This window comes from Planococcus lenghuensis (assembly GCF_001999905.1).
Taxonomy (GTDB): domain Bacteria; phylum Bacillota; class Bacilli; order Bacillales_A; family Planococcaceae; genus Indiicoccus; species Indiicoccus lenghuensis.
The window spans coordinates 435,791-461,363 of sequence record NZ_CP019640.1 but is presented as its reverse complement, the minus strand read 5'-3'; the positions used below and the strand labels follow the sequence as shown (position 1 = coordinate 461,363).

The following is a 25,573-nucleotide window of genomic DNA, read 5'->3' as shown; positions in this document are numbered from 1 at the left end:
GCCGAAAAAGGTTGCATCAGCGGACTCGTTTTGTCCAGCCGTCCTCCTGAATGATCTGTCCGTTCTTCATCAGCGTCCCGAGCGCCCGCTTGAACGCAGCCTTGCTCATATTGAACATTTCCCGGATTTCATCTGGCGTGGACTTGTCCGTAAACGGCATTTCACCGCCGGTCTGATCCAGATAGCGCAAAATGGCTTCTGCATCCGTGCCCAGCCGCTCTTGCTTCCGCGGCAATAAGGAACCGTTCAATGTGCCGTCTTCTTTTACATCGATAATCCGGACCGTCTTTTCTTCGCCGAGCCGCGGTTCAGCTTCCCGTTCCGTTTCATGGACGAACACCCGGTACAATTCCGGCACCGTCAGCATAAACGTGCCGACCGGCAACAGCCGGTAAGCGCGGGCACGCAAATCTTTATTGAACACTTCCGGCGGCGCTTCTGCAATGAGTTCCAAAACCCGTTCTTCCGTTGCCAGCCGGCCGAAAAGGTCCCCGCTATTATCAGTACGGAGTGTCATAAAGATTTCGTCTCCCGGCTTTGGCCACAGCTCTTCAAACCGCGGCAGATCTTCCGGCTGCACATAAACTTCCCGGGTTGTGCCGATATCGACAATAGCCCCGTCCCGCTTGGATGCCTTCAGCACTTTCGCCCAGCCGAACGTTCCTTTGACGATATGCGGGATCAGCGGTGTCGCAGACAGCCCGCCTTGCCTGTTGCGGTAGAGAAATACCTCGATTTCATCAGCCGTTTCCTGACCTTCTTCAAGTTCCGATTCATTCATCGCGACTTCTTCCGTCCCGTCCGTCAGCACCCATTTTGATGATGACCGGTCAAGCACACGGAGAATCGCTGTTATTCCTGGTTCGAGTGGCATAATTCCTTGTTCCTCCTTTAAGTGTCGCTGCTTTGTTCCGCCTGCAGCTGGCGTAATTTATCGATCACGTCCGGGCTGTCTTCCAGCACTTGAACCAAGTCGGCAATGCGATCGATCGCATTCCAGCTCAAATGATGCTCAATGCCTTCCACATCCCCATAGATCCGCTCTTCTTCCACACCGATCAGCCGAAGCAGCTGCTCAAGAAGATCATGCCGCTGCACAAGCCGCTTGCCAAGCTTTTCACCCTTCGGTGTCAGGACAAGACCCCTGTACCGTTCATAGATGAGATAGCCATCTTTATCGAGCTTCTGGACCATTTTCGTGACGGATGACGGCAGTACCGACAATGCCTCTGCGATATCCGAAACCCGGGCATACCCTTTCTGTTCAATTAATGTCGTGATGACTTCAATATGGTCTTCCATACTTGGAGTAGGCAAAGAGGACCCTCCCTATCAAAACTATGTTCAGTTTACTACACACCCCCGTGCCCGACAACTCGGCTCCTTACTGGGAAAAATATGCCAGGTTTGCTTTCTGAATTCCCCGGGTACTTATTGACTAGCTAAGAACGATCCGTAGCAGAAAAGAGGTGAGAAGGATGGCACGTATTTTATGGATTATTTTAATCGTAATTTTAGCAATTTGGCTCGTCGGCTTTTTGCTGGACTTCGCAGGTGGATTGATTCATCTACTTCTAATTGTCGCAGTAGTAATACTCCTTATTAACCTGTTCTCAGGAAGAAAACGAATGTAGGAACCGAAAAGTGCAAGCGGCCTGAGAGTCGGGATATGGAAAAAGGGATGGGCGGATACACCGCTCATCCCTTCACTTTTGCATATATGCATGTATCCCGGAGACTTCCTCCCGAGACGGATAAACTGTCTTTCCGGAGCACGCCTTCCAAGTCGAATCCGAGCCGCTCGGCGACGGCCCGGCTGCGGACGTTTTCCGTATCACAACGGATTTCAACGCGGTTCGCTCCGAGTTCCTCAAAAGCGAACCGGGTAATCCGGTCCACCGCTTCCGACACATATCCTTTGCCTTCAAACCGGCTGTCCACCCAATAGCCGATTTCGAATTTCCGGACAGTCCAGTCAAATCGGTGGAGACCTGAAGAACCAATGAATTCACCGGTTTCTTTCAGAAAGAAGTGGAGACGGAGATCTTTACGCAGCTGGAAATCCGCCACCGCTTGGACGAGATTCGCTTCCACCTGCTCCATCACCGGTTTTTGGCGGGCGAACGGCATCCAATTGCGCAGCGCTTCCTGAGAGTGCTGCATCGCTTCATAGGTCTGTGCTGCATCTTCCCGCTTCGGCGCCCGGATCAGCAGGCGCTCTGACTCGAACTGCTCCGGGAAATCAAAGAGCACCGGATTGAATGACGGGTTTTCCTGCTTGCCGCCATCTTCCCAATGGACCGGTGTTGTTGTGCCGGCTTCCCAGTCCTCCCGGGTGATGCCATATGTCACTGCATCATAGTATTTGTTTTCCTTTGGCGAGAACCAGCCGTTGCGGATATGCGCCTCTTTCACAAAGCCTGCCCGCTCGAACGCTTTCCGCATGGCAAAATTATCATGCCGGGTATTTCCTTCAAGCCGGACTTTTTTATCTGGCAGCGAAAACACAAACTCCGTCATGAGCCGGAGTGCCTGCGGGCCATATCCTTTGCCGCGGTACGGTCCGGCGATGCGTAAATCGAATAATGGGATATCATCCTGTAAATCATATATTTTAATAAGGCCGATTTGCTTGCCCTCTTCATTTTCCAACCAGAACGTCCGTACCCGATCTGATTTATAGCCGCCTTCCGTGATTGTTTTCTCAATCAATTCGCGGACCGGATGCTCAAGTCCGTGATAAGGCCAGGAATTACCGGTCATGAATTCAATCAGCTGCTCCTGTTCCTGCATTGTCCATTCTGTCAGTTTTAACGCCATTCCCGCTGCTCCCTGCTTCTGCTGCTGTTATGCAGATAGAATTTTTCTTTTATTATACAGAAACATTCCCGCCTGCGTCGAATGCTACAATAGATTTAAGGAGTGGTATGGATGAAAAAAGGAAGCCGCAATACGATCACAGATGTGGCCGGTGTAAAAATCGGGCATGTAACACTTTATGACAAGCTCTCCGACCGGGATACTGTCTGTACCGGTGTAACGGCCATTCTGCCGCATACCGGGAATATATTCGAAGAAAAAGTACGGGCAGCAAGCTTTGTGCTGAACGGGTTCGGGAAAACTGCCGGACTTGTACAAGTAAACGAGCTGGGCATGCTGGAGTCGCCGATCATGCTGACGAACACATTCAGCGTGGCAGCAGTACTGCAGGGGACGATGGAGTGGATGCTTGAAGAGAATCCGGAAATCGGCGATTCAACGAGCTCGCTCAATATCGTGGTCGGCGAGTGCAATGACAGTCACCTGAATTCCATGCGGCTCATGGCAGTGAAGCCGGAGCATGCCCGGGAAGCGATCAAAAAGGCCGATACCGACTTTGCCCAAGGTGCAGTGGGAGCCGGCAAAGGCATGATCTGCTACGGCGTGAAAGGCGGCATCGGTTCTGCCAGCCGTCTGGCAGAAGATGGCGATCTGTCTTATACGGTCGGCGCTCTTTTATTGACCAATTTTGGCCGTAAAGGTGAATTCCGGGGAGCGGATTTCAGCGGGGCCGACCCGAAGAAGCCGGATGGATCGGTCATGATGATTCTTGCAACAGATGCGCCGCTTGAGAGCCGGCAATTGGAGCGGCTCGCCAAACGGGCTGCCATCGGCCTTGGCCGGACAGGCACGACCGTCCATAACGGCAGCGGCGATATCGTGATCGCCTTTTCGACCGCCGCGAAAATCAGTCACCGGGCAGAAGGCGCCTTCAGCAGTGACTGGCTGCTGCGGGACAGTCACCCGATCATGAGCGAATTGTTCGGAGCTGCCGTGGAAGCCACCGAAGAAGCCGTTTATCAATCAATCCGGCATGCGGAAACGACAGAAGGCCGGTTAGGCAGAGTCGTGGAAAAAGGAGAATTTTAGTGATGGACCGGTCTGCAGAAACGTAGGCCGGTTTCATTGGCTAATAATGAAACCGATAGTGAACAGACCAAGACCTGCAAGCAGTGTAGCACTGATATAAAAGACAGTTAAGATTATTTTGCCGTTTTGAAGTTCTTTCACAGCATCTAAAGCGAACGTTGAAAACGTAGTAAATGCGCCGAGAAATCCGGTCATCCAGAACTCACTGGTGCTGAGAGACAGCCCCGTTAGAAACGATCCGATGCTATTCACTGAAAAAGTCGCCCATTTTTTGTGCCGGTCAGACTGTTCGATAGCCAAATATACCAAGTAGCGGACGATAGCGCCAAAAAAGCCGCCGATGGCAACGCCGATCATCTTTCCACTCCTTTCATACCGCATTGGACACCAAGTGCCGCCATCGCAATCGCTGTTGCCGTCATTATTATTCCATATATCAATCCATAGGCAGGCGTAGCTGTGAGGACTTCAGACCACTGGGCGGAAAAAGCGGAGAAAGTTGTAAAAGATCCGAGGAGTCCAGTCGTCAGCAGTAGTCTTACTTCCTGGCTCATACTCTTACTGAGCCGGATGGAAAGCCAGCCTAGCAGGAAGCTGCCGGTTAAATTGACGATCCATAAACTGATATTTCCAGGTATGGCTGCATAGACTGCAGCCCGCAATACAGTTCCGAGCATCCCGCCGAATCCGACTGCTAATAGTTTTTTCATCACGGCTCCCTCCTCTGTTACTAATTATAGCTTAAAGAGGGAAGGCGGAATCAGCGGTTTGGCGGATAGTCGACGGGAATTCCTGATAGCCGCTTGCCAAGAAAGCGGATGTTGGATACCGATTATTAATATTTTATGATTTATAGTGAAGACAAGGCTGAGTTGCGATTAACACTCTATGAAATCACTTTAAGATCCGTTGAATTAACTTTAGGCGTCCGCGAGTTCACTTTAAGACCCGGTGAGTTCACTTTAAGACCCGGTGAGCTCACTTTAAGCCGGCCACGTCCTTCTCTAAAAACAAAAAACATCATAGATGCAAGATTTATGACACACTTGATTATTTCCTATTCAAAAAAACGCACCGGCACTCAGGCCGATGCGTTTCCTCTATTATTCTGCAAGCAGTATCAATGTGCTGCCTTCTACGTCTCCCTCAATCGGTGTCACGTGGTAATCGCCTTCAACCCAGTCATCCACCTGGTTGCTATAGAAGTCGGATTTGACGTGCCCACTCTGGCCGGGACCGACGATGTGATAGGCTTCCGACAAGTCCGCAAGATCAGCGACGAAGCGCCATGATGCTCCGTGATCGACGATGCCGTCCGGATCAGAGGCAGCCACCATGACGGTAACATTCGAACCGCCGACGGGCAGGATTTCCGGGTTCATGAATCTTGCAAGAATCGGTGAAGCACCGCTGACCGGATGAGGAAACAGCAATTCGTGTTCATCTCCCCAGTCCCAGTCACCTGCATCTTCTCCGAGTTCTTCAGCAATTTCCGTTTCAGCTTGAGCCAATGAAACTGCCAGCCATTGTTCCACCCCGCCGAATTCCGTAACCCATTCACCCGGATTGCCGGCAAATGCTTCGCGCATCAGCTGATCGGTAATGTGATTTTTCCCCGGCATCAATTCATAGACATCTTCCGGCATTTTCCCTTCCCATAATGTATCCGGCAGCTTCCGGATCCATGTGCGGAAAATGAGCGGTGCCGCCTGATCCACTTCATCCACCATGTTCCATTCTTCCAGGATGGCCAGCAAGTCATCGAACTCATCCGTTTCCACCCGCACCGCTTCGATCATGGATGGCAGAAATTCTTCCGCATACAGGTTTTTCTTGTCCATCTGCAGCTCCATCATATCTTCCGCTGTCAGATCCTCTCCCGCACTGAGTACTTCTGCAATACGCATATAGCGGTAAGGCTGCGCCCAAAAATCGGTGATGTGATACGGGTATTCCTCTCCCACCACTTCATTGTTTGCCGTCGCAATAAATCCTTCTTCCGGATTAACGACGACCGGCAATTCATCAAACGGCACGTACCCTTCCCAGCCATATTCAGCAGAATCGCCCGGTACCGGCAACTGGCCGTCGCCGGTCGTCCGGATCGGAATGCGGCCATTCGCTTTATAGGCAATCGTTCCGTCTTCTGAAGCGAAAACGAAATTCTGGGCCGGCGCCTGGAAATCCTCCAGGGCTGACTCGAATTCGTCCCAATTCGATGCCTTGTTCATGTTGAGCACGGCCTGCAGTTCAAGTGTCGGTTCCAGTGCCGTCCACTGCATCGAAAATACCGCGCCCGGGTCCTCCTCTTTATAAATCACATCGGAAATGACCGGGCCGTGCCGTGTGGTGAGCACTTCATAATCGATCGGCTCGCCGTCTTTCACAAGGATCCGCTCTTCCCTCACTTCCGCCTGCTCCCATTCCCCTTCATACAGGAATTGGGTTGGGTCATCCGGGTTCGGCGTCTCAATATAAAGATCCTGTACATCTGGTCCGACGTTGGTCACACCCCATGCAATTTCTTCATTATGTCCGAGAATGATGCCCGGAATACCGGCAAAGATAACGCCGCTTACGTTCTGTTCAGGGCTTTCGAGGTGCATCTGGTACCAGATCGATGGTGTCGACAGACCCAGATGCGGATCATCGGCCAGCAGCGGTTTGCCGCTCGCCGTCTTTTCACCTGAAACGACCCAGTTATTGCTGCCGTTGAATTCCGGCGGCACGAGATCTGCGTTGAATTCACCCGCAACCTTCACTTCCATTGCTTTATTGGCTTCAATGATTGACGGGGCGTTATCCGGATAGGTGATGAACAGCTCCCGTGCCTGCTTTTCGGTAAATTCATTCAGCGCCCAGTGCCGGAACGCGAGCGCTGACCAGTGGCCGCCAAGATCGTAGGCCATGTACTTGCCGATAGTCAGTGAGTCGAGTGGCGACCAAGGTTCCGGCTCATAGCCGAGCAGCTTAAATTCAAACGGCAATGCGCCTTCCTCTTTCGCTTCTTCCATATATGCGTTGACACCTTCGGCATACCATTCAAGCACTTGCTCTGCTTCGTCATCATATCCTTCCAGCGATTTCGCCGCGGCATCCCGCAAGCTGAACGTCCGGAACAGTTTGTCCGTTTCCACTGCAGCTTCCCCGATCACTTCGGACAGTTCACCGCTCGCCTGTCGCCGGGACAAATCCATCTGAAACATGCGGTCCTGAGCCTGTACGTACCCTTGCGCCCGGTACAGATCCGCATCAGACATCGCTTCAATGTGCGGCACCCCAATTTCATCACGGGTCACTATCACATCATCATCCAATACAGCAACAGCCAGCTCTCCTTCAATGACCGGTTTCGATCTATTAATGTAAACGTTTACAAAAATAAGCGCAGCAGCGACGAGGCTGAGGATGATTCCCAGTATGATCACTGAAATCTTCAGCCATTTCTTCTTTTTCATTTGCCCCAATCCCTTTGTTTTTTCTTTATAGTATACAGGAATAGGAATGCAAAGAAACGAAAAATTCCAACAAAAAACCCGCATTGCGCGGGTCAGTCAATAAATTCCTCGTCACCGAATATCACTCTGACATTTACGGCTTGGTTTTTTTCCGTCAGGATATACAAAATATCTCCTGCTTTCAGTTTCGTGGGTCCCGCAGGCATCACCAGCCTGCCCGAACGGATGATTGCTGAGATAAGTGTCTGTTCCGGCAAGCCGATCGCTTGAACCGGCTTGCCGGCAAAAGGTGAGGTCTTCCCCAACGCGATTTCCAGCATTTCGGCGTTTGCACTTCCCATTGAAATAAGCTCGAGCGTATGGATCCGCTGTGGAAGTTCAGGACCGACAAGGTTCAATTTTCGCGCTGCATACGGGATAGTTGACCCTTGAAACAAGGCGGATGTCAGTACAATGAAGAAGACGATGTTAAAGAAGACAAAGCCGTTTTCAATCCCTGCGAGCATCGGAAACGTCGCCAGAACAATCGGGACTGCTCCCCGAAGGCCGGCCCACGAGATGAACAGCCGCTCGTTCAAATCATAATCGGAGAATAATGTTGCAATAAATACGGCGGCCGGTCTTGCAATGAACAGCAATACAATCGACAGAATGAGCCCTTTCCAGATCAGTTCCCAATTCGCCAGTTCGCTCGGAAACACAAGCAGCCCCAAAATCACGAACATGACAATCTGCATCAGCCAGGCGAGCCCCTCATGAAAGCTGATGATTGAATGGCTATGGGTCAATTCCCGCGTCCCGATCACTAATGCAGCCAGATAGACCGCCAGCAAACCGCTACCGCCCAAAACCGATGTCATACTATAGATAAAGACGGCAAACGCTGCTGCCAGCACAGCATAGAGACCGGAGGCCCCCAGCCGGATCCGGTTGATCGTGTATGAAGCAATCAATCCGAATACGATTCCCATCGCGGCGCCAACCCCTACCTGCAAAAAGAATGCACCTGCAATTAGCCAAGGGGACGAGTCCGGCACTTGGATCAGCTGAATGAACGCAATGGTCAGGAACATGGCCATCGGATCATTCGTTCCGGATTCCGCTTCCAGTGTAGCTGAAATTTTCGAGCTGACGTTCTGACCGGCCAGCACAGAAAACACAGCAGCCGCATCCGTTGAGCCCACAATTGAACCAAGCAGGAACGCTTCCAGCCAAGAAATATCGAGCACATAAAAAGAAGCGGCAGCCACAATCGTTGTTGTGATAATGACACCCAGCGTTGCCAGTATGAGCGATGTACCCATCACAGGTCGGATCACGCGCCACTTGGATTGAAGACCGCCCTCAAATAAAATAATAACCAATGCGAATATCCCGACAAGCTGAGCCACTTCAGCATTCGTAAAATAAATGAGACCGGAAATATCACTGCCGAGCACCATGCCGACAATCAGGAAGAGCACAAGCGAGGGCACACCGAAACGGGCGGAGACGGTCGTCATGAAAACACCGATCAGCAGAAACAGCCCACCCATCAGCAGAATCCCATTTATCGTGAAATCACCCATTTTCCGCCTCCTTCCAGCTGTACTTACTCCATAATATCATACCTGCCGAACCGTCCTGTCCTCACGCTCCGGCAACAGCAAAAACGCCGCATCTCTGGAGATGCGGCGCAGTTTCATCGGATCAGGTCTTCTCCGACAATTTTCACTTCGAGTTCGAGGTCGATGCCGAATTTTTCGTGTACCGTCATTTTCACCAATTCAATCGTCCGGATATAATCCCCGGCCGTTGCATTGTTTTTGTTTACAATGAATCCGGCATGTTTCGTGGAGACTTCAGCTCCGCCAAATCCTTTTCCTTGCAGGCCGCTGTCTTGAATCAGCTTTCCGGCGAAATTGCCGGGTGGCCGCTTGAACACGCTTCCTGCCGACGGAAACTCCAGTGGCTGTTTCGATTCCCGCTGGAACGTAAGATTAGCCATTTTTTCATTGATCACCGTTTGATCACCGACTTCCAGCTCAAAATCAGCAGACAGGACATAATAGCCCTTCTTCGCCACGATGCTTTTCCGGTAGCCGAGTTCAAGTTCCGCTTTTGACAGGACCAGTTTCTTGCCTTCCGGTGTAAGTACCGTCGCCTGGCGGATAATATCCTTAATCTCTCCGCCGTAAGCTCCGGCATTCATCGCCATTGCCCCACCGACCGAACCTGGAATACCGCAGGCAAACTCAAAGCCGGTCAATGAGCAGTCAGCCGCCGCCCGGGAAACATCCCGGATGTTCGCCCCGCCCTGGGCGTGGACATGCTGTCCCTCGACACGGATGTCGGTCAGCGCTTCAAGAGACAGTACAATCCCCCGGACGCCTCCATCCCGCACGACCATATTCGATCCGTTACCAAGCATGAGCAGCGGAATATTGCGGTCGGCCGCATACTTCACGGTCGTCTCCACATCGTCTTCTGTAAAAGGCGCTGCAAACACATCTGCAGGTCCACCCATCTTTGTTAATGTATGCAAGCACAGCGGCTCGTCTGCTTTTACGCATTCTTCGGGCAAAAGCTGCCGCAATTCTTTCAGCCATAGTTCTTTCGTCATCTCATGCAAACCCTTTCTACACATAAGCTAAAATAAGTATGCGATGTTCCGGGCGGTTTTACAAGTAAAACCGGGGCGGAAAACCGCAATTAACAAAACAATTTTATCTGTGTTTCAATAATCTTTAATTAAAATATATTGACTTCGAGATAATTTAACGATTATAGTAATTAAAGAACATTCATTCATTTCAAGGGGGAATTCATAATGGTAAAGTTAAATGTCGACGCTTCACATTCAAGTATCGGATTCACAGTAAAACACATGATGATTTCAAAAGTCAGAGGTGCCTTCAATTCATATGAAGCTTCTGTTGAAACAAAAGAAAAGGATCTGACTGACGCGGCGATCGAATTCAAAATCGACGTGGCGAGCATCGATACAGGCAGTGAGGACCGGGATAACCACCTTCGTTCTGCAGACTTTTTCGATGCGGAAGCTTACCCGCATATCACATTTGCCGCAACAGAAGTCCGGCCTCAGAGCGGTGATGATTATGAGCTGATCGGTGATTTGACGATCAAAGGCGTTACACGCCCGGTCACTTTCAAAGCAGAGTTCGAAGGAGCCGGCACGAACCCATGGGGACAGGAAGTGGTCGGTTATTCAGCGGAAACCACTATCAACCGAAAAGATTTCGGTCTCACTTGGAATCAGGCACTGGAAACCGGCGGCGTCCTTGTCGGTGAAGATATTAAAATTTCTGTTGATATCCAGGCCTCAGCAGCTCAGTAAATACAGGATAAGCCAGGGGGAAATCCCCGCTGGCTTTTTTTTCGTCTCAGTCGACAAATGACCGGCTTTCTCGCACAATAAGTGTATTAAGAAGCGAGGAGTCATCATCATGAAAGAGAAAAATACAGACTGGCGGCAATTTCTCCAGCTGCTCCGCTCACTCAACTGGCCTAAGGCTGTAACAGCAGCGGCTTTGATTCTTGCGATTGCCAGTACAGGAATCGGGCTTATCATTCCACTCGTCATGCAGGATCTGGTTGATACGCTTTCCGTCGAATCAATGGATTGGCGCCTGTTCGGCCTGCTGCTCCTGGTATTTTTCCTGCAGGCGGTAGCCGGCGGTGTTTCTTATTATATGCTCACCTATATCGGCGAAACAATTGTTGCTGATCTTCGGACGCGGCTATGGAGACACGTGCTTCGTCTGCCGGTACCTTATTTTGATCAGCACGAAACCGGGCAGACCATGAGCCGCATCACCCAGGATACAACAACATTGAAGCAACTGGTGACAGATCATGCAGTCACTTTCATAACGGGTTTACTGTCCGTTGTCGGCGCTGTCGCAATCCTGCTGTTCATCGATTGGAAGATGACGCTGATCATGCTTGTCAGTGTTCCGGTTTCCATGGCGATCCTCATACCGCTCGGGCGCATGATGCATCGGGTGGCTCGGGCGACGCAGGATGAAATGGCGGCATTTTCAGGCCTGCTCGGGCGTGTGCTCGCTGAAATCCGGCTCGTTAAAGCTTACCGGGCGGAACAGCCGGAGAGCGAGAACGGACAGGCAGCCATCCGCCGGCTGTTCGGGTTCGGCCTGAAAGAAGCAAAAATCCAGGCTGTCGTCTCTCCTGCAATGACCTTTATCATGATGGGGATTCTTGTTGTGATTCTTGGTTATGGCGGCGTCCAGGTGGCAAATGGCAACCTGACGGCCGGTGAACTTGTAGCGGTTTTGTTTTATTTGTTCCAGATTGTAGTTCCGTTCGCGCGGATGGCTGCTTTCTTCACGGCATTTCAAAAAGCGGTCGGTGCGACGGAACGCATCAAAAGCATCCTGTCATCCAAGACAGAGCAGGACAGTGGAACCAGCTCACCAAAAGCGGCGGATGTCACGTTCGATAAGGTGAGTTTTTCCTATGAATCCGGCAAGCCGATCTTGAAAGATGTAAGTTTCCAGGCCGAAGCGGGAACAGTCACCGCATTCGTCGGTCCGTCCGGCGGCGGAAAAACCACCATCTTTTCGCTTATCGAACGGTTTTATCTCCCTGTCGCCGGCCGGATTACTTCCAGCGGAATCTCCATCACTGATTTCACACTCCGTGAATGGCGTGGAAAAATCGGCTATGTCTCACAGGAAAGCCCATTGATGAGCGGGTCCATCCGGGATAACATCAGTTACGGTATCGCCGGTGACGTGCCGGAAGAACGGCTGATCATCGCCGCACGGGATGCAAACGCGCTGGAATTCATTGAACAGCTCACAGATGGTTTCGATACACTTGTCGGTGAGCGCGGCATTAAATTATCCGGTGGTCAGCGTCAGCGCATTGCAATCGCCCGGGCACTTCTCCATGACCCTGAAATCCTGCTCCTTGACGAGGCGACTTCCAGTCTCGACAGCAGTTCGGAAATTCTTGTACAGGATGCATTGCAGCGGCTCATGCGGGGCCGGACGACACTGGTGATTGCCCATCGCCTGTCCACCGTCATCAATGCGAGCCGGCTCGTGTTCCTGGAAAGAGGACAAGTGACTGGCACAGGCACGCATGCAGAACTGCTGGCTTCCCATGAACTGTACAGGACATTTGCGGCCGGTCAGGGATTAGAGTAGAAAAAACGGAGCAGATTGCATAAACGGATTACCTTCGGCAGCAGTCGGCAAAAACCCGCTCGCTTTCGGGCCCGCAGGAAGCGGGTCATGCAGCTGGCGCGACAGGACGTCGCGCAGCCAACTGCCCAGGCGGACGGCAAGCCGCTTCGGCCGCAAGCGGCCTGCAGGGTCTTCCCTTGTCCGCTCTCCTGCTGGAGTCTCGCGAGTTTTACTTCGACTGTGCTGTGAGAACAGTTACGGGATGACCGTAAAGAATATCCTTACTAGTTATCCAGCCTCGTTTGGTGATCTTTACTGTTTCAGAACGCTTAGCGGCATAACGAATCCTAATGAAAATAAGACAGGAAAAAGGGAAACGCTCCTGTCAAAAAGAGATGCTCCTGCGCAAGCTCGTCGCAAAGGACGGGAGCGTCCTTTTTCCTGTTTTCACTTTCTTTTAATTGAACGAGACTCGTTCATATCCAGTTATTTGTATAAAAAATCTTTTGTCTACAGTCTGAACGGACTGCCCTTCGTAGGCAGTCCGTTCTTTTTAGTCCAGCATTTTCTTGAGCGGTTTTACTGCAGGTCCGTGGACCACATCGCCTGTATACTTGAAACGGGAACCGTGGCACGGGCAATCCCACGTTTTTTCCGCCTGATTCCAGTTTGTTTCACAGCCCATATGTGTGCAGGTGGTATCGACCGTATGTATCTGGCCATACTCATCCTTATAGGCACCTGCCCGCTTGCCATTGACTGTTACAGCGCCCCCTTCGCCTTGCGCCAGGTCCTGCGGCGTCCTGGAAGGCTTTTGCAGTTTTCCGCTGACAAGTTCCTTGGCTACTGTTCCATTGTCTTTCAGGAAGCGCATGGCGTCCGCCGCTTTCATTTTTGAGCGGGTCGGGTCAAATACATGCGCATAGCGATTTTCCCTGCCGATAATCTGATCGGTCAGCAAAAGCCCCGCAAGCGCTCCTGAGCTCATGCCCCATTTATGGAAACCGGTCGCCACAAGAATATTCTCGTATCCGGTTGTGCTCGTTCCGATATATGGCACCTTATCGAGTGTCGTCATATCCTGCGCACTCCAGCGGTAAGGAATATCATCAATACCGAAATATTTATCACCAAACTCAGCCAGATTTTCATAATGCTCCATCGTATTCGTCTTACTCATACCGACCCGGTGACCATCACCGCCGAGCAGCAGCACTTTTTCGCCATTCTCATCCAATGCATATCGGATCGAACGGGAAGGCTTATCCGCACTGATATACATGCCATCCGGAATCACAGTGGCAGCTGTTCTGACACCAATCACATACGACCGCTGGATGTTCATGCGGGCAAAGTACATGCCATCAGAATCATTGAATGGAAAATGACTTGCCACAACGACTTTATCCGCTGAAATATGCGACATATTCTCCGTCCGGATGACAGGATCCTTATGATTGACCACTTTAATCGCCCGGGTTTTCTCATAAATTTTGCCGCCGTTATTCTCAATCTCTTTAATGAGCGGAATCAGAAATTTCACAGGATGAAACTGCGCCTGATTGCGCATGACCAATGCATTTTTCACATCGATCGGGAAAGAAGCTTCCACTTCAGCCAGCCCGCCGTCGATGCCGAGTGTTTCATAAGCTTCCGCTTCTTTTTCAAGCAACTGCTTCGTCAGTTCTGATTCCGAGTAAATATAAGCGTCCTGTCCTGCTAGGTTGCAGTCGATGCCAAGTTCCTCTGTGGTATAACGAAAAAAGTTCAGCGCATCCATATTCGCTTCATAATAAAGTTTTGCTTTTTCCTCGCCATGTGTCTTGATCAATTCAGCGTAAATCGGGCCATGCTGGGCTGTGATCTTCGCCGTCGTATGGCCAGTGACCCCTTCAAGCAGCTTACTGGCTTCAATCAGCGTCACTTTCTTGCCTGCTTTTGTCAGCAAGTATGCCGTGATAATACCGGTGATACCGCCGCCGATCACGGCAACTTCCGTTGAAATGTTTTCCTGCAGTGCCGGGTAACTTGGAATGTCAACAGACTGTTTCCAAAGAGAAGAATGTTCTGGGATTTTGTAGTCAGCCAATGTGTTTCCTCCTTATCGCCTTTTCCTATCTTCTACCCTGTTCTCTTCCCAAATATTCGAACAAACAAAAAAAGCCTGAATGCAGTATGTATCTGCAATCAGGCCTGCTCTATTATTTCGTTCCTATCGCCGTCAGGTTACGCGCTGTTTCCGCCACTTTTTCCATACCTTCTGCAACGATTTCATCTGCACGATCCGGATACTGGTTATGCCCTTCAATGATCACTTCTTCAATAGTCTTAATGCCGAAGAATTCCATGATCTGCCGGACATAATTGACGCTCATTTCGAATGGTGCCATTTCAGGTGTCGAATAAACACCGCCGCGTGCATTCAAAATAAGAACTTTCTTTTCAGGGACAAGACCTTCCGGACCTTCCTCTGTATATTTGAAAGTGACGCCGGCCCGGTAGACGTAGTCGATGAATGTCTGAAGAGGAGCAGGAATCGTCTTATTCCACAGCGGGAACGCAAAGACTACCATATCCGCTTCCATGAACAGATCCAAAGCTTTGTTGGATGCTGTCAGGATGCGCTGTTCAATATCGCTTAATTCTTCTGCCTGTGCAGACTTTTGCATCGCATTGAAAAAGTCTTGGCCGAAGTAAGGCATATCCTCTTTATATACATCGAATGTCTTTACGTTCACGTCTGTTGTTACATTATCCATGAACACGTCGTACATTCTGCTGGAAACTCCTTCAGATGCCGGACGGTTATTTGCTTTCACGATTAAAACGTTCATTGCCGAGAAAACTCCCTTTTGTTAAATATTTATCTTGAATTAAAGACTTTACGAGTGTAAAGAAAAACAGAGTGGAAGTCAACCACTCTGTTTACATACCACATTTCCGGTCAGCACCCGCTTGCTGCTCTTCTTCCAAGATAGGATGCAGAACCGGTGTCAACCCTTCTTCCTTCGCCACTTTTCGGATGATATCCTCAAGCACTTCAGCAGGCTGTGCCCCTGAAACCGAGTATTTGCCGTTCAGGACAATAAAAGGGATGCCAGTGATGCCAAGACGACGCGCCTGCCGGATATCATCCAGAACGTCTTCTTTGAACTCATCTGACCGAAGCACTTTTTCCGCTTCATACCAGGGCAGATCTACTTCTTTCGCGATATTAATAAGCACTTCTTCCACGCCGATTTTCCGGCCCTCTGAAAAGTAAGTATCAAAAACATGATTATCGAACTCTTTCCGTTTGCGCCGGATAGCTGACCATTTTGCAAGCCGGTGAGCATCGAAAGTATTAACCGTCGTCATTTCATCGAAATTGAATTTAAGACCCACCGTCTTCGCTTGAGCATTAAGATCTTCTGCGATCTTTCCGGCTTCCTCCTGTGAAACGCCCTGCTTTCTGGCCAGCCGCTCAATTCCGGTCTCACTGGATGCCGGCAGTGCATCGGGATCCAGTTGAAAGGCCTTGTATTCAATATCCGTGCTTTTCTCGAAACCGGTTCTCTTGATCGCTTCTTCCAGTCTTTTTTTATTAATGTAGCAAAACGGACATACGTAATCTGACCAAATATCTATTTTCATATGGACACCTCTTTCTGCATAATTAGCAGCAGGTCACACCATGGGGCGGGAATCAGCCTTTAAAGGCTTCAGTGATCACCGGAATGATTTGCTTTTTACGGGAAACAACACCCGGCATTTCCAACCGGTTATCTTGAAGTTCAGTACGGAAGGCCTGAGCGGCCGTGTCCGCCTCTTTTCCAAGCACAAGTGCAGTGGAATTGCTGTTCAGGATATCCGTTGCGACAAACACGAACAGATCAAGCCCCTTATCGGCGATCGTACGTTCCAGCAATGGTTCAAGCTCTTTCTGACGATTCATTACATCATCCGTATCGATCGCGTTAACCTGCGCCACTTCGAATCGCTTGCCGGCTGCCTCAAATTCCTTTGAATCAAGCGAGATGAGCTCTTCCAGCGTTTTATTGCTAAGATCGGCTCCCGCTTTCAGCATGGCAAGACCATAATCTTCCGCATCCACACCCGCGATTTCCGCCAGTTCTTTTGCAGCCTGTATATCCTGGTCCGTGCAGGTCGGTGATTTGAACAGCAGGGAATCGGAAATAATGGCAGACAGCATGAGACCTGCAATTTCCTGCGGGATTTCCACGCTGTTCTCCTTATAGAGTTTCAGTAAAATGGTAGCCGTGCAGCCAACAGGCTCAGCGCGGAAATAAAGCGGATCTGCTGTTTCAAAATTTGAAATCCGGTGGTGGTCGACCACTTCAATGACCTGCACTTCCTGAATATCATCTGCACTTTGCTGGCGCTCATTGTGATCAACCAGGATCACTTGTTTTACTTCTTCGGACACCCGGCTGACGAGCCGCGGTGCCCCGTAACCGAATTTATCAAGTGCATAGGCAGTTTCATTATTAATTTCCCCAAGTCGAACCGCTTCTGTATCCATTCCCATTTTCTCTTTAAGATATGCATATGCAATTGCAGATGCAATGGTATCCGTATCCGGATTCTTATGACCCAACACTAATACTTTTGACATTATTAATCCTCCTGTACACCTTATTTTCCGCTCCCTATTTTACCATATTGCCTCATGAAAATAAAAAACCTGCAACACTGCTTTCCAATTATTATCTTTTTAAAAAAACATAGGAAATAAGATATGCAATTAAGTAGGACCAATAGTATACTTATTCTTATTAACTGATTCTTCAGAGAGGAGTGATGATTAATGGGGAATAACCCTGAGAAAAAGTATCTATCGCTGGCCGCTTATTTCCGAAATGCCGTTAATAACAGAATTATTCTAACATTTCAGGAAATTGAACAGATTATCGGACACCAATTGCCCAATGCCGCTTATTTAAATAAAAGCTGGTGGAAGAAAACAAAACCACCTGCGAAACATTTTCATGCATGGACCCGTGCCGGATATGCAGTCGAAGACGTGGAGCCAGGCGGGCGTGTTATTTTTGTCCGGACAGATGATTCGCAGCGTCAGCCGGGACAGACAGGTGGACTTGAACGGGATACGGTTCTTGTTCGTTCTGCCGAACCGGACGATGCCAGATCGGTCATCGACCTGCAGCGGAGAGTAGAAGCTGCCTCTTCCTATATGCTGTACAGCCGCGACGAACGCAATACGTCTACTCAAAACATGCGAAAGCAGCTGGCGGAATGGAAAAAAAGCGGTACCTCTTTGGTGCTGATCGCAATCCTGAACGGACGCCAGGCCGGTTACCTCTTCTTTATAGGCAATTCAGCCAAACGCGCTGCTCATCGTGCAGCTATTGTCGTCGGTGTCCTTCCGGAATTCCAGGGTCGCGGCATTGGACAGGCATTGCTGAAAAAAGCGGAGGAAAGCGCTTCTCACAGGCAGGTAAGCCGGCTGGAATTGACCGTAGCTGCAGAAAATAAAGCAGCCATCCATTTGTATGAAAAGGCCGGATATATGGTAGAAGGCACACGCCGGCATGCCCTCTTGATTGATGGTCAGCTGCAGGATGAGCTTTATATGGCAAAGTTGCTGGATTAATACTAAAGTTACCTGCAAAACAACGGACAATGCTGCTGACGTCTTGTTTTCTGGAACAAAAAACCCGGCAGCAAGCTGCCGGGTTCATATTCTTTCTATCGTAGTTTCATTATTTACTTGAAGCCACTCCAACTTTTTCAAGCACGTTCAGTGCTTCTTTATTGAACGCCGGAATATCGTCGGGCTGCCGGCTTGTAACGAGCTGATTGCAGCAAGTGACAACTTCCTGGTCCTTCACTTTTGCGCCGGCATATTCCATGTCCACTTGAATGGATTTATATCCGGTTGCTGTGCGTCCTTCCAGGGATTTGGCTGTGATCAGCAATTGCGGTCCGTGACAGATGGCCAGCACCGGTTTGTCGCTGTCCATAAATGATTTCGCAAACTGCACAAACCGGTCATCCACGCGCAACTGGTCCGGCGAGAAACCGCCAGGAATGAACAGTGCATCGAAATCTTCAGGGTTTACATCGTCAATACTTTTATCAATGGCGACGGTGGCATCTCCCTGCTTGCCTTTCACTTCTTTGCCCGCTTCTTTTTCAATGGTAACCACTTCATGTCCTGCATCTGTAAATGCTTTAGCCGGGTCCGTGTATTCCACATCTTCGAACAGATCCGTTATAAGAGTTGCAATTTTAGCCACTATTCGTCACTCCTTTTATTTCACTTGAATTTAAGTCTGATTTTACGGCCATACTAGAACGTTTTCTTCTATCAGCCGCTACTTTATTAATATTCCCGTTTCAGCTTTTACTAAACGTTGAATTCATCGGTATTTGGAAACAAATGGATTTCCTTTTTCAAAAAAACGGTACGGATAATGCACCGCTTCACCGGTATTTTGGATGCCGACACGCGGTCCGGCCTCCACTTCCCATACCGGCTCGCCTTTTGCAATAATGAGCGGACACTCTGTAAAATGATGGCCATAGTATTTCATGGTAATCCCCATCGCTTTCGTGAGCTTCCCAGGCCCGCTTGTCCATTGCTTTATCGGCATATGGCCGCGGCGTTCTGCCATGATTTCCGTTCCTTCGACCGGTTCAACCGCCCTGATCAGAATCGCACGAGGTGTATCCACCGGGCCAGCGACCACGTTAAGAAGCGTGTGGGTGTGCATTTGATACGTATAGACGAGACCCGGCCGGCCATACATGATTTCTGTACGTCTCGTCCTTCTTCCGCCGAAGCTGTGCGCCGCCCGGTCTTCGACGCCCATATATGCTTCCGTTTCAACAATCCGGCCGGCTACTATTCCCTGCTCGGTTTCATGGACGACCAGCTGTCCCAAGAGATCCCGGGACAGCTCAAGCGTCGGTGCCTCAAAAAAAGATTCCGGTACTGGTTCAAACATCCGTCTCCCTCCTGTTCCTCTCCCAGCAGTTTTCCCGTTTCACCGTTCACTTAAAACAAGAGAAAGATTGATATATTCCCTTCTTTGTCCAGTGATACCGAAGAAACACGCCTTCTAGTCGAAGGCGTGTCAGGTTATAGATAAACTCCTACGAAACTGCAGAATCTGATCGCCTTCGGTGGCTAACAGAATGAGATGGTTGATTGCTAGAACCAGCATTTATTTGCTGTAGAACGCACTGACGCTATCCTTCAATCTTACGGCTTCTTGCTAATGAAAGGACCGAATAACGTGGGAAGAGGGGGAACGCTTCCGTCAAAAAGAGGTGCTCCTGCGCAAGCTCGTCGCAAAGGGCGGGAGCGTCCTTTTCCAAAACATCAGCCCCTTTTCGTCATACTCCTTGATAGTAGCCGTCCAGTTCTTTCCGGAGCGCGGCTTTAAGGAATTTGCCGACGGATGTCTTTGGCACTTCTTTCAGGAACACGACGTCATCCGGCACCCACCATTTGGCAAATTGGTTCTCCAGGTATTGAAGAAGCTCGGCTTTCATTTCATCAGTTTCTTCATAACCTTCTTTCAGTACAACGCAGGCAAGCGGCCGCTCCTGCCATTTTTCATGCGGAACAGCAACCACCGCGGCTTCAAATACCGCTTCATGGGTCATCAATGCATTTTCCAGATCAACTGATGAAATCCATTCCCCACCGCTTTTGATCAAGTCTTTCGTCCGGTCCATTAACTTGATGTAGCCATCCGGCGTCATGACTGCGATATCCCCTGTATAGAGCCAGCCGTCCCGGAAAGCTTCCGCTGTCCGATCATCCCGGTAGTACTCGTCGGCAATCCATGGGCCTTTTACGTTCAGCTCACCCATTGTCTGACCGTCCCACGGAACTATCCCATTTTCATTGACGATCCGCACTTCAAGTCCCGGCATCGGCAGCCCTGCCAGGGACCGGAGATCAATCCGCTCATCGCCGGATGCCTCTTCGTTCGCTGATGTCAGCACAGCTAGACTGACAAGCGGTGTCGTTTCCGTCATACCATACCCGGTCAGGAATGGGATATTGTATTTTTCTTCAAAAGCCCGGATCAGGCCTTTCGGTGATGCCGAACCGCCGCAAATAATCATGCGGAGCGAACTGAGATCCCGCGGGTTCGTTTCAAGTTCTTTCAGTACGCCCAGCCAGATGGTCGGTACACCTGCGGTCAGCGTCACTTTTTCCTGCTCGATCAGATCCAGCAGCAATGCCGGTGTGAATCCAGGACCCGGCAGCACTTGTGTGGTGCCGAACAGCACACCGGCAAACGGCAGTCCCCAGGCATTTGCATGGAACATCGGCACAACCGATAACGCAATGTCCCGCTCAGACAGCCCCATTGAATCCGCCATTCCGAGTGCCAGGCTATGCAGCACGATGCCGCGATGCGAGTAGACAACCCCTTTCGGATTGCCGGTTGTGGCAGATGTATAGCACATGCCGGCAGGTGCGTTTTCGTCCAGGTCTTCCGGAAATACGTAATCATCCAGCTCCGCTGTCACCAGCGCCTCATAAGAATGGATATTCTTTAATCCGGTGGTCGGCAAGTCAGTACCGTCTTTCATGACAACAATATGCTTTACTGTCTTTAATTGCGGCGCAATCCGCTCAATGAGCGGCAGCAGATCACGATCAACCAGCAGAATCTCGTCTTCTGCATGGTTGATGACGTATAGGATATGTTCCGGAGACAGCCGGATGTTGATCATGTGCAGTACCGCTCCAGCACCCGGCACACCGAAATAGGCTTCCAGATGGCGGTGGTGATTCCAGCCGAATGTGCCGACTTTTGTTCCCCGCCTCATACCGAGTTTGGTCAATGCGTTCGCAAGCTGACGGGTGCGTTTGGCGAAATCCCTGTACGGAATGCGATGGGTCTGTTCCCCGGTTCTTGAAATGATCAGTTTTTCGGGAAAGTACTGCTCAGCTCTCTTAACAAACGACGATAACAGCAAGGGTGCCTGCATCATGATCATCCATCTCCTTCATCTCGCATTTAGTTGTTTATAAAACGGATGTTCGTGCCGTTCGTGCGGCATGAGGACCGGTGCCAGACAGCAATCCGTTTCCATGGAAATGTCATACCACTCACGCCAGGTTTTCGTTTTAAAATATGCGGCAATTTCCTGATACTCCGGACTTTCTTCAGAAGCAAATCCATACTCCTGCCATTCCGGCTCTTCAGCGAATTCACAGAAGTTGCGCCAGAATTTCCCTTCCAGCGCCCCCAAGGTGACGTGCCGGCCATCCGCTGTCTCATAAACTGAATAACAGGCGGCGGTTCCGGCAATTTCCGGTATGCCAATATCGGAAACATTGGCTGTGGAGTATTGATCATGCACAATTTGGAATTGTGCTGCTGCATCTGCTAACGCGATGTCCACGTAAGCGCCCGCACCAGTTTTGAATCTTTTAACAAGTGCTCCTAAAATCTGTTCAGAAGCAACAAGTCCACCAATGTAATCAGCAAACGTGTTAACCGGCGGCACAGGAGAACGATAGCGGCCGGCCATCTGCAAAAGACTCCCGGAAATCGCCAGGTAGTTCAAGTCGTGACTCCCCAAATGGGCAAGCGGACCAGATTGCCCGTATCCTGAAAGCGAACAATAGACTAGATCAGGTTTAATGTTCTTTACCGCTTCATAATGAAAGCCGAACTTGTGCATGACTCCAGGCCGGAACGACTCGATCAACACATCAGCTGACCTGACGAGCTCCGTCATGCGCGTCTGCCCCTCTTCGCTCTTCAAATCAAGACGGATAATTTCTTTCCCGCTATTCACCGCGCCATAAACGTGCCCCCCGCTCAGAACAGCTGCCGGATCACCGCCAGGCGGTTCGATTTTGATCACTTCAGCTCCCATATCCCCCAGCCGTTTGGCTGCGTAAGGCCCCGGCAGATAAAAAGTCACATCGAGCACCCGGATTCCAGTCAGGCTGTCCGTCATTATAAGCCCATCCGCTTAGCCACAATCATCTTCATCACTTCATTCGAGCCGGCATAAATGGCAGCGACCGGAATATCCCGGTAGCGCCGGGCAATTTTGTATTCTTCCATATAGCCGTAACCGCCGTGCAGCTGCATGCATTCACCCGCGATTTTCTTCGCAGTATCCGTCAGCCAGTATTTGGCCATCGAGACTTTTGATACGATGTCCTTCCCCGCCATATGGTCTTCCACCAGTGATTCGATGAAGGCGTGGCCGAGTTCCACTTTTGTCGCGACTTCAGCCAGCTTGAACTGCGTATTCTGAAACGAGCCGATCGGCTTGCCAAACGCTTTTCGTTCTTTCACATAATCGAGCGTCATTTCCAGCATATCTTCAGAAGCCACTTGTGCGGCAAGCGCCACAACCAGCCGTTCCTGCTGCAGTTTTTCCATTAAGTATGTAAATCCTTTTCCTTCGTCGCCGATCAGATTCAACGCCGGCACCCGGCAATCTTCGAAATACAGTTCAGCTGTATCCTGTCCGTGCAGACCGACTTTATCCAATTTACGCCCTCGGGAAAAGCCCGGCATCCCCTCTTCAATCATCAACAGCGAAATTCCTTTATGCCGCGGCTCCGCTTGGGGATCGGTTTTCACCACGGTCAGCACGAGATCGGCATTGATCCCGTTCGTGATGAAAGTTTTCTGACCATTGACGATATAGTCATCCCCGTCCCGGATCGCAGTCGTCTGGATGCCGGCGAGGTCCGATCCGGCACCTGGCTCTGTCATGGCAACGGCCATGATGTGATCCCCCGTTACACAGCCCGGCAGCCAGCGCGCTTTCTGCTCATCCGTGCCGTAGGATTCGATATACGGTGCAACGATATCATTATGCAAACCGACACCGGTCAGGCTTGCCCCGACGCGCTCCATCTCTTCACCGATGATGACGGCATAGCGGAAATCCGCATCCAGCCCGCCATACTTTTCCTCCACTTGCGGACATAAAAAGCCCATATCTCCAAGCTTCTTCCAGAATGACTTCGGAATTAAACGCTCTTTCTCCCATTGCTCGTAGTTTGGCACTGCTTCTTTTTCAAGGAATTTCCGCAGCGATTTGCGGAACAGTTCATGTTCTTCTTCTTCAAACCGGTACTTTGCCATTTTCCCACTCCTCACTTCGGCTGCATGCGGATGCCGCCATCCAGCCGGATGACTTCCCCGTTCAGCAATGTGTTTTCGATAATATGCTGCACCAGCTGTGCGTATTCCGATGGCTTGCCGAGCCGTTTTGGAAACGGCACCATTCCGGCAAGCGCTTCCCGGGCTGCATCCGGCAGCCCATCGAACATCGGTGTATCGATCAGTCCCGGAGCAATCGCCATCACCCGGATGCCGCTCGATGCCAATTCCCGGGCGATCGGGAGTGTCATGCTGACAACACCGCCTTTTGATGCGCTGTATGCTGCCTGGCCGATTTGTCCTTCATACGCGGCTACAGAAGCCGTGTTGATGATCACCCCGCGTGCTCCTTCTGAATCCGGTTCGTTTTGCTGCATGTGGGAAGCTGCAAGGCGGGTCACGTTGAATGTGCCAATCAGGTTGATCCGCACAACTTTCTCGAATTGCGCGAGCGGCATCGGACCATTCTTGGATAGCACTTTCCCTGGTGTTCCAATGCCTGCACAATTCACCGCCACATTAATGCCCTTGAATTTTTCAGCCGCTGCCGCCAGACTTTCAGCCACTTGCAGTTCATCGGTGACATCGGTCGGCAAGTAGATGACGTGATTACCGAGTTCGTCTGCCAGCTGCTTACCCCGCTCTTCATTTAAATCCAAGATAGCCGCTCTCCCCCCACTCTGAATAAGCTGGCGTACCGTCGCTTCTCCGAGACCGGAAGCACCGCCTGTCACAATGGCCTTAATGTCCGCTCCCTTCATGCATGCACCTCCTGCAGGTTTTCAATGACAGTGGCATTCGCCATCCCCATACCTTCACAGATTGCGAGCAAGCCGTAACGGCCGCCGGAGCGTTCCAGCTCGTGAACGAGTGAAACGAGCAACTTCGCTCCTGTCGCCCCGAGCGGATGGCCAAGTGCAATTGCGCCGCCATTGACATTCAATTTATCCGGATCCGCTCCCATGTCTTTCAGCCAGGCGAGCGGTACTGGCGCAAATGCCTCGTTCACTTCGTAGCGATCCATATCATTAAGTGTCAGTCCCGCTTTTGCAAGCACTTTTTTCGTCGCTTCAATCGGTCCCGTCAGCATAAGTGTCGGATCGGACCCGACGACTGTCCGTGCAACGATCCGCGCTTTGGGCTTAAGCCCGAGTTCATCCGCTTTCTCGCGTGACATCAGGAGAACCGCTGATGCTCCGTCGCTCATCTGACTGGCATTTCCGGCCGTGATATTGCCGTTTTCGTCGAATGCAGGTTTCAGTCCCGCCAGCACCTCTGCTGTTGTACCCGGGCGCGGGCCTTCGTCTGTCGCCACTTCGCGGGTCTGTCCACTGTCATCAGTCACCGCGACAGGTACGATTTCCTTTTCATAAACACCAGACCCAATCGCCTTCAGCGCCCGTTCGTGGCTCTGCACGGAATACGCATCCAGCGCTTCCCGGGTCAGCCCCCATTGTTCGGCAATCCGGTCCGCGGACAGCCCTTGATTGATGATTTCATGTTGCTCGGTCAATCGGGTGCTCGGTTCTGTCCCCTGCATGTTGGAAAACATCGGTGAGCGGGTCATGCTTTCCACACCCCCCGCAATGACAACATCCATATCTCCTGCAAGAATGGCTTGGGCACCGAAATGTACAGCTTGCTGGCTGGAACCGCATTGCCGGTCAATTGTGACACCCGGCACATAATCCGGAAATCCTGCAATCAGCGCAGCAGTACGAGCCACATTTCCGCCTTGCTCTCCAGACTGGGTCACACAGCCGAGAATCACATCTTCCACTATCCCTTTTTGAATTCCTGCCCGGCTGACCAGTTCATCCAGCAGACCTGCAGCCAGTTCATCGGGCCGCACATCCTTGAACATGCCCTTTCGCCGGCCGACTGCTGTGCGGGCCGCTTCCACAATTACAACTTCTCTCATACTGCCACCCCT

Annotated in this window: 24 protein-coding genes; 5 read left to right on the top strand and 19 right to left on the bottom strand. The window is 50.7% G+C overall.

Annotation, left to right across the window (positions count from 1 at the left end; all coding sequences use genetic code 11):
* Positions 1–16: 16 nt before the first annotated feature.
* Positions 17–874, bottom strand: coding sequence for a CvfB family protein (locus B0X71_RS02485; RefSeq protein ID WP_077587973.1), 858 nt, complete (start codon positions 872–874; stop codon positions 17–19).
* Positions 875–891: 17 nt separating this feature from the next.
* Entirely contained in the window at positions 892–1,317 is a 426-nt protein-coding gene (mntR, locus tag B0X71_RS02480; RefSeq protein WP_077587972.1) for a transcriptional regulator MntR, read from the bottom strand.
* Between the two features lie 161 nt (positions 1,318–1,478).
* On the opposite strand from mntR, the gene B0X71_RS20800 reads away from it, so the two are divergent.
* Positions 1,479–1,634, top strand: a complete 156-nt coding sequence (locus B0X71_RS20800) for a lmo0937 family membrane protein (RefSeq protein ID WP_156889779.1) — start codon at positions 1,479–1,481, stop codon at positions 1,632–1,634.
* A gap of 64 nt (positions 1,635–1,698) precedes the next feature.
* Here the strand turns inward: B0X71_RS20800 and B0X71_RS02475 are convergent, their stop codons facing one another.
* Positions 1,699–2,820 (bottom strand): GNAT family N-acetyltransferase, encoded by a 1,122-nt coding sequence (locus B0X71_RS02475; RefSeq protein WP_077587971.1) that lies wholly within the window; start codon positions 2,818–2,820, stop codon positions 1,699–1,701.
* A 111-nt stretch (positions 2,821–2,931) separates the two neighbouring features.
* On the opposite strand from B0X71_RS02475, the gene B0X71_RS02470 reads away from it, so the two are divergent.
* Positions 2,932–3,909, top strand: coding sequence for a P1 family peptidase (locus B0X71_RS02470; RefSeq protein ID WP_077587970.1), 978 nt, complete (start codon positions 2,932–2,934; stop codon positions 3,907–3,909).
* Between the two features lie 33 nt (positions 3,910–3,942).
* On the opposite strand, the gene B0X71_RS02465 is transcribed toward B0X71_RS02470, so the two are convergent.
* The 5 genes from B0X71_RS02465 to murB form a co-directional block, all read right to left on the bottom strand.
* Entirely contained in the window at positions 3,943–4,266 is a 324-nt protein-coding gene (locus tag B0X71_RS02465; RefSeq protein ID WP_077587969.1) for a fluoride efflux transporter FluC, read from the bottom strand.
* A complete protein-coding gene (locus B0X71_RS02460; protein ID WP_077587968.1) occupies positions 4,263–4,619 on the bottom strand; it encodes a fluoride efflux transporter FluC in 357 nt (118 codons plus the stop codon). Before B0X71_RS02460 ends, B0X71_RS02465 begins: the two co-directional genes overlap by 4 nt.
* Positions 4,620–5,012: 393 nt before the next feature.
* Complete coding sequence (locus B0X71_RS02455) at positions 5,013–7,367, bottom strand: penicillin acylase family protein (protein WP_077587967.1); 2,355 nt, start codon at positions 7,365–7,367, stop codon at positions 5,013–5,015.
* Positions 7,368–7,459: 92 nt separating this feature from the next.
* Entirely contained in the window at positions 7,460–8,935 is a 1,476-nt protein-coding gene (locus B0X71_RS02450; RefSeq protein WP_077587966.1) for a potassium/proton antiporter, read from the bottom strand.
* A gap of 113 nt (positions 8,936–9,048) precedes the next feature.
* Positions 9,049–9,969 carry a UDP-N-acetylmuramate dehydrogenase gene (murB, locus tag B0X71_RS02445; RefSeq protein ID WP_077587965.1) on the bottom strand — a complete coding sequence of 307 codons (921 nt, stop codon included), beginning with the start codon at positions 9,967–9,969 and terminating at the stop codon, positions 9,049–9,051.
* Positions 9,970–10,176: 207 nt separating this feature from the next.
* On the opposite strand from murB, the gene B0X71_RS02440 reads away from it, so the two are divergent.
* Complete coding sequence (locus B0X71_RS02440) at positions 10,177–10,704, top strand: YceI family protein (protein ID WP_077587964.1); 528 nt, start codon at positions 10,177–10,179, stop codon at positions 10,702–10,704.
* A gap of 109 nt (positions 10,705–10,813) precedes the next feature.
* A complete protein-coding gene (locus B0X71_RS02435) occupies positions 10,814–12,538 on the top strand; it encodes an ABC transporter ATP-binding protein (RefSeq protein WP_077587963.1) in 1,725 nt (574 codons plus the stop codon).
* A 532-nt stretch (positions 12,539–13,070) separates the two neighbouring features.
* Here the strand turns inward: B0X71_RS02435 and B0X71_RS02430 are convergent.
* From B0X71_RS02430 to B0X71_RS02415, 4 genes are all read right to left on the bottom strand, one after another.
* Complete coding sequence (locus B0X71_RS02430) at positions 13,071–14,606, bottom strand: FAD-dependent oxidoreductase (RefSeq protein ID WP_156889778.1); 1,536 nt, start codon at positions 14,604–14,606, stop codon at positions 13,071–13,073.
* Positions 14,607–14,718: 112 nt separating this feature from the next.
* A complete protein-coding gene (locus B0X71_RS02425; RefSeq protein ID WP_077587962.1) occupies positions 14,719–15,351 on the bottom strand; it encodes an FMN-dependent NADH-azoreductase in 633 nt (210 codons plus the stop codon).
* A gap of 91 nt (positions 15,352–15,442) precedes the next feature.
* Positions 15,443–16,150, bottom strand: coding sequence for a DsbA family oxidoreductase (locus B0X71_RS02420; protein WP_077587961.1), 708 nt, complete (start codon positions 16,148–16,150; stop codon positions 15,443–15,445).
* A 52-nt stretch (positions 16,151–16,202) separates the two neighbouring features.
* Positions 16,203–17,132: a manganese-dependent inorganic pyrophosphatase gene (locus B0X71_RS02415; RefSeq protein ID WP_077587960.1), complete on the bottom strand. Its 930-nt coding sequence runs from the start codon at positions 17,130–17,132 to the stop codon at positions 16,203–16,205.
* Positions 17,133–17,324: 192 nt separating this feature from the next.
* On the opposite strand from B0X71_RS02415, the gene B0X71_RS02410 reads away from it, so the two are divergent.
* Positions 17,325–18,128 carry a GNAT family N-acetyltransferase gene (locus B0X71_RS02410; protein WP_077587959.1) on the top strand — a complete coding sequence of 268 codons (804 nt, stop codon included), beginning with the start codon at positions 17,325–17,327 and terminating at the stop codon, positions 18,126–18,128.
* 109 nt (positions 18,129–18,237) lie between these two features.
* Here the strand turns inward: B0X71_RS02410 and B0X71_RS02405 are convergent, their stop codons facing one another.
* The 7 genes from B0X71_RS02405 to B0X71_RS02375 form a co-directional block, all read right to left on the bottom strand.
* Positions 18,238–18,774 carry a type 1 glutamine amidotransferase domain-containing protein gene (locus tag B0X71_RS02405; protein ID WP_077587958.1) on the bottom strand — a complete coding sequence of 179 codons (537 nt, stop codon included), beginning with the start codon at positions 18,772–18,774 and terminating at the stop codon, positions 18,238–18,240.
* Between the two features lie 123 nt (positions 18,775–18,897).
* Positions 18,898–19,485 (bottom strand): DNA-3-methyladenine glycosylase, encoded by a 588-nt coding sequence (locus B0X71_RS02400; RefSeq protein WP_077587957.1) that lies wholly within the window; start codon positions 19,483–19,485, stop codon positions 18,898–18,900.
* A 391-nt stretch (positions 19,486–19,876) separates the two neighbouring features.
* Positions 19,877–21,496, bottom strand: a complete 1,620-nt coding sequence (locus B0X71_RS02395; protein WP_077587956.1) for a long-chain fatty acid--CoA ligase — start codon at positions 21,494–21,496, stop codon at positions 19,877–19,879.
* A gap of 15 nt (positions 21,497–21,511) precedes the next feature.
* Positions 21,512–22,474, bottom strand: a complete 963-nt coding sequence (locus B0X71_RS02390; protein ID WP_077587955.1) for a CaiB/BaiF CoA transferase family protein — start codon at positions 22,472–22,474, stop codon at positions 21,512–21,514.
* Positions 22,474–23,622: an acyl-CoA dehydrogenase family protein gene (locus tag B0X71_RS02385; protein WP_077587954.1), complete on the bottom strand. Its 1,149-nt coding sequence runs from the start codon at positions 23,620–23,622 to the stop codon at positions 22,474–22,476. Before B0X71_RS02385 ends, B0X71_RS02390 begins: the two co-directional genes overlap by 1 nt.
* A gap of 11 nt (positions 23,623–23,633) precedes the next feature.
* Complete coding sequence (locus B0X71_RS02380; protein ID WP_077587953.1) at positions 23,634–24,401, bottom strand: 3-hydroxyacyl-CoA dehydrogenase; 768 nt, start codon at positions 24,399–24,401, stop codon at positions 23,634–23,636.
* Positions 24,398–25,561, bottom strand: a complete 1,164-nt coding sequence (locus B0X71_RS02375) for a thiolase family protein (RefSeq protein WP_077587952.1) — start codon at positions 25,559–25,561, stop codon at positions 24,398–24,400. The genes B0X71_RS02380 and B0X71_RS02375 overlap by 4 nt, the downstream gene beginning before the upstream one ends.
* Positions 25,562–25,573 lie beyond the last annotated feature (12 nt).